This is a genomic window from Lysinibacillus telephonicus, assembly GCF_003966145.1.
Taxonomy (GTDB): Bacteria; Bacillota; Bacilli; order Bacillales_A; family Planococcaceae; genus Ureibacillus; species Ureibacillus telephonicus.
The window spans coordinates 92,822-103,315 of the sequence record NZ_RXNR01000006.1 but is presented as its reverse complement, the minus strand read 5'-3'; the positions used below and the strand labels follow the sequence as shown (position 1 = coordinate 103,315).

At 36.0% G+C, this 10,494-nt stretch carries 9 protein-coding genes; 8 read left to right on the top strand and 1 reads right to left on the bottom strand.

Annotated features, from left to right (window positions below; translation table 11 throughout):
* Window positions 1-221: 221 nt before the first annotated feature.
* Window positions 222-779, bottom strand: coding sequence for a peptide deformylase (gene def / locus EKG35_RS03490; protein ID WP_126292932.1), 558 nt, complete (start codon window positions 777-779; stop codon window positions 222-224).
* A gap of 390 nt (window positions 780-1,169) precedes the next feature.
* Here def and pdhA point away from each other — a divergent pair, with 390 nt between their 5' ends.
* The 8 genes from pdhA to EKG35_RS03450 all read left to right on the top strand — a co-directional run bounded on the left by pdhA (window position 1,170) and on the right by EKG35_RS03450 (window position 10,477).
* Complete coding sequence (pdhA, locus tag EKG35_RS03485) at window positions 1,170-2,282, top strand: pyruvate dehydrogenase (acetyl-transferring) E1 component subunit alpha (RefSeq protein ID WP_126292931.1); 1,113 nt, start codon at window positions 1,170-1,172, stop codon at window positions 2,280-2,282.
* A gap of 3 nt (window positions 2,283-2,285) precedes the next feature.
* The gene (locus tag EKG35_RS03480) at window positions 2,286-3,263 is read left to right on the top strand and encodes an alpha-ketoacid dehydrogenase subunit beta (RefSeq protein WP_126292930.1); all 978 of its coding nucleotides are present in this window, start codon (window positions 2,286-2,288) and stop codon (window positions 3,261-3,263) included.
* Window positions 3,264-3,293: 30 nt separating this feature from the next.
* Window positions 3,294-4,652, top strand: a complete 1,359-nt coding sequence (locus EKG35_RS03475) for a dihydrolipoamide acetyltransferase family protein (protein ID WP_126292929.1) — start codon at window positions 3,294-3,296, stop codon at window positions 4,650-4,652.
* Between the two features lie 3 nt (window positions 4,653-4,655).
* Window positions 4,656-6,068: a dihydrolipoyl dehydrogenase gene (gene lpdA / locus EKG35_RS03470; protein WP_126292928.1), complete on the top strand. Its 1,413-nt coding sequence runs from the start codon at window positions 4,656-4,658 to the stop codon at window positions 6,066-6,068.
* A gap of 236 nt (window positions 6,069-6,304) precedes the next feature.
* A complete protein-coding gene (locus tag EKG35_RS03465) occupies window positions 6,305-7,912 on the top strand; it encodes an ATP-binding protein (protein WP_126292927.1) in 1,608 nt (535 codons plus the stop codon).
* Window positions 7,905-8,591, top strand: coding sequence for a response regulator (locus EKG35_RS03460; RefSeq protein ID WP_126292926.1), 687 nt, complete (start codon window positions 7,905-7,907; stop codon window positions 8,589-8,591). Before EKG35_RS03465 ends, EKG35_RS03460 begins: the two co-directional genes overlap by 8 nt.
* A 352-nt stretch (window positions 8,592-8,943) precedes the next feature.
* On the top strand, window positions 8,944-9,966 hold the full coding sequence (locus tag EKG35_RS03455; RefSeq protein ID WP_126292925.1) for a tripartite tricarboxylate transporter substrate binding protein: 1,023 nt from the start codon (window positions 8,944-8,946) through the stop codon (window positions 9,964-9,966).
* Window positions 9,967-10,027: 61 nt separating this feature from the next.
* Window positions 10,028-10,477: a tripartite tricarboxylate transporter TctB family protein gene (locus EKG35_RS03450; protein ID WP_126292924.1), complete on the top strand. Its 450-nt coding sequence runs from the start codon at window positions 10,028-10,030 to the stop codon at window positions 10,475-10,477.
* Window positions 10,478-10,494 lie beyond the last annotated feature (17 nt).

Genomic DNA, 10,494 nt, shown 5'->3' with positions numbered 1-10,494 from the left:
GAAAAGTCTGAAAGTTCGTTACGAAACTTTGCGTTATTCATCTTAATTGAACCGCCGTATACGGAACCGTACGTACGGTGGTGTGAGAGGTCGGGAGTTAATCACTCCCTCCTACTCGATTGTCGCTGAAGCTTTCGTCGCAATTGTGACGAGGATGGGTAACCACCTTAGAAGCAAAGCGCTTGTGTCTAAAAGGATTTTTGGACGTCCGTCTTTTATTTTTATTCGCGTTCTAATGGACAGGAATCCGGTATTTCAGCGAATGGGTTTTCCTTATTTATGTGATCGTAAAACATTACACCGTTTAGATGGTCTAATTCATGTTGAAAGGCGATAGCTGGTAATCCTTTTAAACGTAATTTTTTTTCTTCACCATCAATTGTGAAAAATTTTGCTGTTATTCTTGCGTATCGTGGTACGTAACCAGGTACTTGACGATCTACTGAAAGGCAGCCTTCACCTGATGGAATATATGTTTTTTCAACAGAATGGCTAACAATTTTAGGATTAACAGCTACGAAACTTAAGAGTTCACCCTTGTCATCCTCTAGATGCAATGCAAACATTCTTTTTAAAGAATTTACTTGATTGGCAGCTAAACCTATACCAGAACGAAGACCGTATTTTTCAGCTATTTCTGGATCTTGGCTATTAATTAAATACTCCAGCATATCAGAAGCGAGTTTGCGATCCTCTTCAGATAACGGGAATGTAACTTCTTGTGCTCTTGTTCGCAAAGCTGGATGACCCTCGCGAACAATATCTTTCATTAAAATCATATTTAAACTTCCTTTCGAAACTAAATCTACTTATGTATTTAAGTATACATAAAAAGAATCTATTCTCTATTTAAAATATCACACATAATCCATTTTTGCTTATGAAAAAGTTTAGTCGCATTAGTATATGTAGTTTGGCAACAAAAGGGGATGGGTAGATGAAATGTTATACAAATAAAGTAGGGGATATTATTGTTATAATACAGTTTGAATATTACTATATAACAGATGAAAGAAATGGTTTTTTTATTTTTTCGAGAAAAAAAGTGTAATTTAAACAGTATTCTATGATTGACCGATTGGATTTATTTTTATATACTCTATCTAACAAGTTGTTGTACTAATTTTTTTATAAAAATTTTTAATACAGAAATTAAGGAGAGGTGCTATATGGGAGAAAAAATTTCAAAACAATTTGATCCGAAAACTACTTTGCAAGAAATTGAAGATCAATTCCAAATGTTTCAAATTCTAAATGAAGAAGGAAAAATTGTTAATGAGGAAGCAGATCCGAAACTATCTGATGAAGAGTTAGTTGAACTAATGACAAGAATGGTATATACAAGAATTTTAGATCAACGTTCAATTTCGCTTAATCGTCAAGGTAGACTTGGTTTCTATGCACCGACAGCTGGTCAAGAAGCTTCTCAATTAGCTTCACATTTTGCATTAGAAAAAGATGATTGGATTTTACCAGGCTATCGTGATGTACCACAAATTGTTTGGCACGGTCTGCCTTTGTGGAAGGCATTTTTATTCAGCCGTGGACATTTTGTAGGAAATCAAATTCCTGAGGGAGTTAATGTTGTACCTCCGCAAATTATCATTGGTGCTCAATATGTGCAAACTGCTGGAGTTGCGCTAGGTCTAAAAAAACGTTGTTCAAAAACTGTAGCCATCACGTATACAGGTGACGGTGGTTCTTCACAAGGGGACTTCTATGAAGGAATCAACTTTGCAGGAGCTCAAAAATCACCTGCAATCTTTATCGTACAAAATAACCAGTACGCAATTTCAACACCACGTGAAGTGCAAACAGCAGCAAAAACAATTGCTCAAAAAGGTATCGCTGCAGGTATTCCAAGTATTCTAGTAGACGGTATGGATCCGTTAGCAGTATATGTTGCAACACGTGATGCAAGACAACGTGCAGTAAATGGAGAAGGTCCATCATTAATCGAAACAATGTGTTACCGTTATGGACCTCATACAATGTCTGGTGATGATCCAACACGTTACCGTACTTCCGACATTGATAATGAATGGGCAGCTAAAGACCCAATCGTACGCTTCCGTATTTACTTAGAAGGTAAAGGATTATGGTCTGAACAAAAAGAAAATGAAGTAATTGAACGTGCAAAAGAAGAAATTAAAGCAGCAATTAAACAAGCTGATGAAACACCAAAACAAAAGGTAACGGACCTTATTTCAAATATGTACGAAGAAATGCCTGTTAATCTACAAGAGCAATATGAAATCTACAAAGAGAAGGAGTCGAAATAACCTATGGCACAAATGACTATGGTTCAAGCAATTACTGATGCGCTTCGTTGTGAACTAAAAAATGATGAAAATGTTTTAGTGTTCGGTGAAGACGTCGGCGTAAACGGTGGGGTTTTCCGTGCTACGGAAGGTCTTCAAAATGAATTTGGTGTAGATCGTGTTTTTGATACACCTCTAGCTGAATCTGGAATTGGTGGTTTAGCAGTAGGTTTATCGTTAACTGGTTTTCGCCCAGTTCCTGAAATTCAATTCTTCGGCTTTGTATATGAAGTAATGGATTCTATTAGTGGACAATTAGCTCGTTATCGCTACCGTACAGGCAATACTTATAGTATGCCAGTTACAATCCGCTCTCCGTTTGGTGGTGGAGTTCATACACCAGAAATGCACTCTGATAGTTTAGAAGGTTTAATGGCCCAGCAACCTGGCTTAAAAGTAGTAATTCCTTCTACTCCATATGATGCAAAAGGTTTATTAATTTCATCTATCCGGGATAATGATCCTGTTGTATTCTTAGAGCATTTAAAACTTTATCGCTCAATTCGTGAAGAAGTTCCTGAAGAAGCTTATACAATTCCTTTAGGCAAAGCAGATGTAAAACGAGAAGGCAAGGACTTATCGATTTTTGCATATGGCTTAATGGTACATGAAAGCTTAAAAGCAGCAGAAGAATTAGAAAAAGAAGGATATTCGGTAGAAGTGGTAGATTTACGAACAGTTCAACCTCTTGATATCGAAACTATCATTGCTTCTGTTGAAAAAACGAATCGTGCAATTGTTGTTCAAGAAGCACAAAAACAAGCTGGTATTGCAGCAAACGTTGTATCTGAAATTACAGAACGTGCAATTTTAAGTTTGGAAGCACCTGTTTTACGTGTGGCAGCTCCTGATACTGTATATCCATTCCCACAAGCGGAAAACATCTGGTTGCCAAACTATAAGGATATTTTAGAAACAGCGAAAAAAGTTCTAACATTCTAATCATTTGCAAGTACGGAAAGGGTGAAATATATGGCGTTTGAATTCCGCATGCCAGACATTGGAGAAGGTATACATGAAGGCGAAATCGTAAAATGGTTCGTTAAACCGGGCGATAAAATTCAAGAAGATGATGTACTTTGTGAGATTCAAAATGATAAAGCAGTTGTTGAAATGCCTTCACCAGTTGAAGGGACAATTGAGGAAATTGTCGTAGAAGAAGGTTCTGTAGCAGTAGTAGGAGATGTCATCATCCGAATCGATGCTCCTGGTTATGAAAATCTTCAGTTTAAAGGTGATGATCATCACCAAGAAGAACAATCTACTGCAACTACGAGTGCGCAAGTTCAAGCAACAGCTGAAGACGGTAGTCCAGTAGAAAAGGCGCCTGTTCAAGGTGATTCTGAAGCTGCACCTTCGAAAAACGTTGAAATTGTTGAAGCTACATCAACTAAACGCGTAATTGCAATGCCTTCAGTTCGAAAATTTGCAAGAAACCAAGGTGTCGATATTCAGCTTGTTAATGGGACTGGGAAAAATGGACGTATCTTAAAAGAAGATATCGAAAACTTCTTGAAGGGCGACACAGCTACTCCATCTGCTGCATCGATTAATGCCAAAGAGGCAAATGTAACTGAGGCAAAAGCAGAGACTACAGCTGTAAACGTCCCTGTAAATCTTGAAGGAGAATTCCCTGAAACGCGTGAGAAAATGTCAGGAATTCGCAAAGCGATTGCAAAAGCAATGGTACATTCTAAACACACTGCTCCTCATGTTACTTTTATGGATGAAGTGGACGTAACGAATTTAGTAGCACACCGTAAAAAATTCAAGGATATCGCACAAGAGAAAGGTGTTAAATTAACATATCTTCCGTATGTAGTTAAGGCATTAGTTTCTACATTACGTGAATTCCCTGAATTTAATCGTTCATTTGATGACGAAACAAGTGAAATTATTCAAAAACACTATTATAATATAGGAATTGCAGCAGATACTGAAAAAGGTTTGCTCGTTCCTGTAGTAAAACATGCGGATCGCAAATCAATTTTCAACATTTCTGCTGAAATTAATGAATTAGCAACAAAGGCTCGTGATGGAAAATTAACACCTAATGAAATGAAAGGTGCTTCTTGCTCAATTACCAATATTGGTTCAGCTGGAGGTCAATGGTTTACGCCAGTTATAAACCATCCTGAGGTGGCAATTTTAGGAATCGGAAGAATTTCTGAGAAACCAATAATAAAAAATGGTGAAATTGTAGCCGCACCTGTGTTAGCATTATCATTGAGCTTTGATCATCGCATGATCGACGGTGCCACAGCGCAATATGCTTTAAATCATTTAAAACGTTTGCTAAGTGACCCGGAACTTTTATTAATGGAGGCGTAAAAAATGGTAGTTGGAGATTTCGCAATTGAAATTGATACTTTAGTAGTTGGGGCTGGCCCTGGTGGCTATGTTGCGGCAATCCGCGCAGCTCAAACTGGTCAAAAAGTAACAATTGTAGAAAAAGATGTATTAGGTGGCGTTTGCTTAAACGTTGGATGTATTCCTTCAAAAGCATTGATTTCAGTAGGTCACCGTTTTGAGCACGCAAAACATTCAGAAGATATGGGAGTAATTGCTTCTGAAGTAAAGCTTGATTTTGAAAAAGTTCAAGCTTTTAAAAACAGTGTTGTTAATAAATTAACAGGAGGCGTTGAAGGTCTTTTAAAAGGCAACAACGTTCAAATTGTTAAAGGTGAAGCTTACTTCGTAGATGCAAACACAGTACGTGTTATTGACGGAGATTCAGCTCAAACATATACATTTAAAAATGCTATTTTAGCAACAGGTTCTCGTCCTGTTGAAATTCCAACATTCAAATTCTCAAACCGTGTACTTAACTCAACTGGTGCTCTTAACTTAAAAGAATTACCAGGAAAGTTAGTTGTAATTGGCGGCGGTTATATCGGTACCGAATTAGGTTCTGCATTCGCTAACTTTGGATCTGAAGTAACGATTATCGAAGGCGGCAAAGATATTTTAGCTGGTTTCGAAAAACAAATGACGCAAATCGTGAAAAAAGGCCTTAAGAAAAAAGGTGTTACTATCGAAGTAAACGCATCTGCTAAAGGTGTTGAAGAAAGTGATACAGGCGTAGTTGTTACGTATGAAGTTGGTGGAGAAGAGAAAAAAGTTGAAGCTGACTATGTATTAGTAACTGTAGGTCGTCGTCCAAACACGGATGAGCTTGGCCTAGAACAAATTGGTGTTGAGTTTGAAGAACGCGGTTTATTAAAAGTTGATAAACAATGCCGCACAAGCATTCCAAATATTTATGCAATTGGTGATATCGTAGGTGGACCACAACTTGCGCATAAAGCTTCTTACGAAGGTAAAGTTGCTGCCGAAGCTATCGCTGGAGAAAAATCTGTCGTTGACTATTTAGCAATTCCAGCAGTATGTTTCACAGATCCAGAAATGGCAACTGTAGGATACAGTGAAGAACAAGCAAAAGCTGAAGGTTTAGAAGTTAGCGTTGCTAAATTCCCATTTGCAGCTAATGGCCGTGCTCTTGCATTAAACCAAACTGAAGGCTTTGTTAAACTAGTTGCTCGCAAAGAGGATGGCTTATTAGTAGGTGCACAAATCGTTGGTACAGGTGCTTCTGATATGATTTCTGAATTATGTTTAGCAATCGAAGGCGGTATGACTGCAGAGGATGTTTCTTTAACAATTCACCCTCACCCAACATTAGGTGAAATTACAATGGAAACTGCTGAAGTATTACTAGGCAACCCAATCCATATTATTTCAAAATAATAAAAGATGCTGCTCTAACTTAGGTTAAGAAAGCCAGAGTGTAGATAAAGTCAGAAATGCCTTTGTCTACACTCTTTTTTTATTGTATGATTTAGTGCTTCATTAATTCTAAAAATGAATAGATTTTCGTTTATTAAATTAATACTTCTTTAAGTAAATTTATTAAGAAATCTACATTATTGATAAAATATTTATTATAATATTAAGAAAATTAGTACCTTTTGTTGGGGGATTTGATGAGACTTCATTCGATGCAGTCGAAAATGTTTATTTATAATATATTAATTATTCTAATAATTACAATAGCAACTGGAATATCATTTTATTTTATATTATCCAGTGCAATAAAGGATGAAATTGGATTAAAGGCACTGCAAATTGCCGAAACAACAGCAAACCGTCCTGATATTATTGAGGGATTTTATGCTGACAATCCTTCAGATGTACTACAGCCAATTGCTGAAGAGATACGTATTGAAACGGATTCTGAATACGTAGTAATTGGTGATGAGAATGGGATACGTTATGCTCACCCTGTAGAAGAGCGAATTGGACAGGCTATGGTAGGAGATGATAATGAAGGTGCTTTAATAAGAGGAATATCATATATATCTGAAGCTACCGGAACTCTTGGACCAGCGATTAGGGGAAAAGCCCCAGTATTCGGCTATGATGGACAAATAATTGGTGTAGTGTCTGTTGGGTATTTAAAGACAGATGTAAATACAATCTTTTTAAAATATTTAGATAATATTGTCTTAATTGTAATTTTTGGTATAATCATAGGAATTATCTTTTCTAGTCTACTATCAACACGAATAAAAAAAGAGCTTTTAAATTATGAGCCGATAGAAATTGCTGAATTGTTAAAACAACAAAATGCACTGATAGAATCTGTCCGAGAAGGAATTATTATGGTCGATCAAGATGGGGTTATTACGGTAGCAAATTCAGCAGTATATAAAACGCTTTCGCTTAACGAAGATGCTCAATTAATTGGGAGAGACATTCGAGAGGTAATACCAAATTCTCATATGTTTGAGGTATTGTCTACTGGGGAACGTCATCTAGACCGTCCAATGGAAATTGGCGGTCAAAAAACAATTGTTAACCGAATTCCTATTATGAATGGAGAAAAAGTGGTTGGGGCAGTTTCGAGTTTTCGTCTGCAATCTGAAATTGATCGATTGGCATTAGAACTATCACAAGTAAAGAAATATTCGGAAGCATTACGCGCTCAAACACATGAATATAATAATTTTTTATATACATTATCAGGGTTAATACAATTAAAAGATTATGATGAGGCTCTTGACTTAATACATACGGAACGAGAAGAGCAAGGCAGTTTAATTCATTTTATTTCAGAACACTTAAAAGACCCACTAATTAGCGGTATATTAATTGGATTTTTTAATAGAGCGAAAGAGTTAAAAGTTAAATTAATAATAGATGAAGACAGTAGACTTGAACGTTTACCAAAAAACATTCAAAAGCATCTTTTCGTTTCAATTTTAGGCAACTTAGTTACGAATGCATTTGAAGCAGTTGAACATCTTCAAGAGCAGGACCGAATTGTACGGATATTAATTTTAGACAATGGAAAAGAGCTTTTAATTGAAGTTGAAGATAGTGGTGCAGGCATCGGGGATGAAATTAAGGAATCACTTTTCCAAACAAGAATTACTACTAAAAGTAAAACTGTTGAGCAACATGGGTTTGGATTATTAAAAGTAAAAGAAAACGTGAAAGAACTTGGTGGAGAAATCTATACAGAAAATGGTGATTTAGGGGGAGCACTATTTATCATCGTGATTTCAAAAAGGGGGATTAATCATGACTGATGTTATAGAAGTTTTAATTGTTGAGGATGATAAAAGAATTGCAAAAATTCATCAAAAATTTATTGAGAAAATAGAGGGGTTTAAAAATATTGGAGTTGCATTTAATGCAGAAGAAGCATACGAATGGATTGATTCATTTAAGCCGCACTTAGTTTTATTAGATGTTTACTTTCCAGATAAATTAGGGACAGAAGTGTTGGAATATATAAAAACTAATAGCCCTAATTCAGATATAATTTTTATTACTGCTGCATCAGAAACAGAAATATTAAAGAAAGCATTTCGTGGTGGTGTTATTGATTATTTATTGAAACCACTTACATTTGAAAGGTTTAAGGAAAGCTTAGAAACATACCGTTCGAAAAGAAAACTTCTAGAAAAAAGTACTCATCTTGAAGAGCATGAAATTAAAGAAATTTGGGCTTCCTCAAAAGAGATGCTAATGAATGAATTTACACCAAAAGGGATTGACGCGATTACAAGAAGCAAGGTTTATGATTATTTAATAAATTATCCTGAAGGAACAACAGCTGAAGCATTGGGCAAAGACTTGGGGATGAGCCGATCCACTGCAAGAAGATACTTAGAACACTTAGTTTCTGAAAATAAAGTATATACAGATTTAATATATGGAACAGTTGGAAGACCTGAGAGAAGATATATCCTTTCAAAGTCGTAATGTGTAAAACGAAAAGGCGTCTTTATTTTTCTCTTTCTACAACTTCAATTTGTATATTAGTTGATAAAAATCTGCTCATTTTGAATGGGCGGATTTTTTTCTTTATAAACATTCATAAAAACAACCGCTCAATAACTTCATTCCTTTTCCTTCATGATTCAAACTCTTGGTGGTTATTTTATCGTGTTATATCATTGCAGCGTTTTAAAGAATCGTGAACAAAATGAACAAAATGCAAATTAATAGAAATAATACCTTTTATTTTACTTTTATTGTATTTAGTATGCGCTTTCATTAACTTATTGTTATACATCAGTATTTAAAACACGGTGTATAGCAAAGGGGGAGTCTTATGAAGAAGAAATTATTAATCCTTGGTATGACGGTGATGCTGTCCATAATGTTGGCAGCATGTAATAGTAATACGTCAGAAACTGGTGCCAGTGGAGAAAGCTCATCAAATTATCCAGAAAGCAATATTATAATCGTTGCACCATCTGGAGCAGGTGGTGGATGGGATTTAACAGCCCGTTCTGTTGCAAAAATTATGTCAGAAACAGGTTTAGTTGAGAAAGCGATTACAGTTGAAAATCGTGCTGGCGGCGGTGGTGCTGTATTTATGGCTGAATACGCTACTAAAGAAGCAGATAATGATTATATGTTAATGGCAAAATCACCACCAATTCTTATTAATAATTTAAAAGCAGAGGGTAATAGCCCATATGGTTATAAAGATACTAAGCCACTTGCACAATTAACTCGAGATTACGGTGCTATTGTAGTGAAAGCGGATTCACCATATAACAACTTAACTGAACTTTTAGATGCAATAAAAGCAGATCCAAGCTCATTGACATTGGCAGGAGGATCAGCTCCTGGTTCAATGGATCATTTAGTTGGTGTATTACCAGCTTATGCATATGGCATTGATCCAAAACAAGTGAAGTATGTGTCATATGACGGTGGCGGTGAGGCAATTGCAGCTTTATTAGGAGGCAATGCAGACGTAATTGCTACAGATGCATCAGCCATTGGTGAGTACGTTAAATCAGGCGATGTAAAAGTTTTGGCGGTAAGTTCTACTGAACGTCTAACAGGAGCTTTAGAAGATGTTCCTACGTTCAAAGAACTTGGTCTTGATGCAGAGTTCACTATTTGGCGCGGCCTATTTGGACCGAAAAATATGTCTGATGAAGCGTTTGAATATTGGACAACAAAATTGTCTGAAATGGCAGAAACAGATGAATGGAAAGCAGAACTTGAGCGAAACGGCTGGCAGCATGAATACCGTAATGCTGAAGAGTTTACTGCATTTTTAGAAGAACAGGAAGCAGTTATAAGTGAATTATTAAAAGCTCTTGATATGCACAAATAATGCCGGGAAAAGGGCAACGTGATAAAGTTGCCCTTTTTAACTGATGGAGGTGTACAAACGGATGATAAAATCTTTCGATAAAATATCAGGCATTATATTTCTATTAATTAGCATTTTGTTTATTTCCGAGAGCTTGAAAATTTCAGGAAGTGCATACGGATCAGTTGTTGGACCGAAGATTTATCCTTTAATTTTAGGGATTGTGTTAGGAATTTTAAGTTTACGTTTATTATATGAAGCATTTAAGCAAGCCTCTGACAAAAAAGAAACAATGAAATTGGATTATAAGAAATTTGCTATCATCTTTATTTCTGCAATTGTCTATGTTCTTTTACTAGAAATAATAGGCTATGTTATATCAACATTTATCTTTTTAGTAGTCGCATTCCAAGTTATGGAAAAGGGGAGAGTTATCCAAACGTTAATTATTTCAGCTATTTTCTCCTACGGTGTATATGCAATGTACGTCAATTTACTTGGAGGAGCTTTACCGAGATTTTCTTTATTTTAAACTGAGGGGGTGTCTAA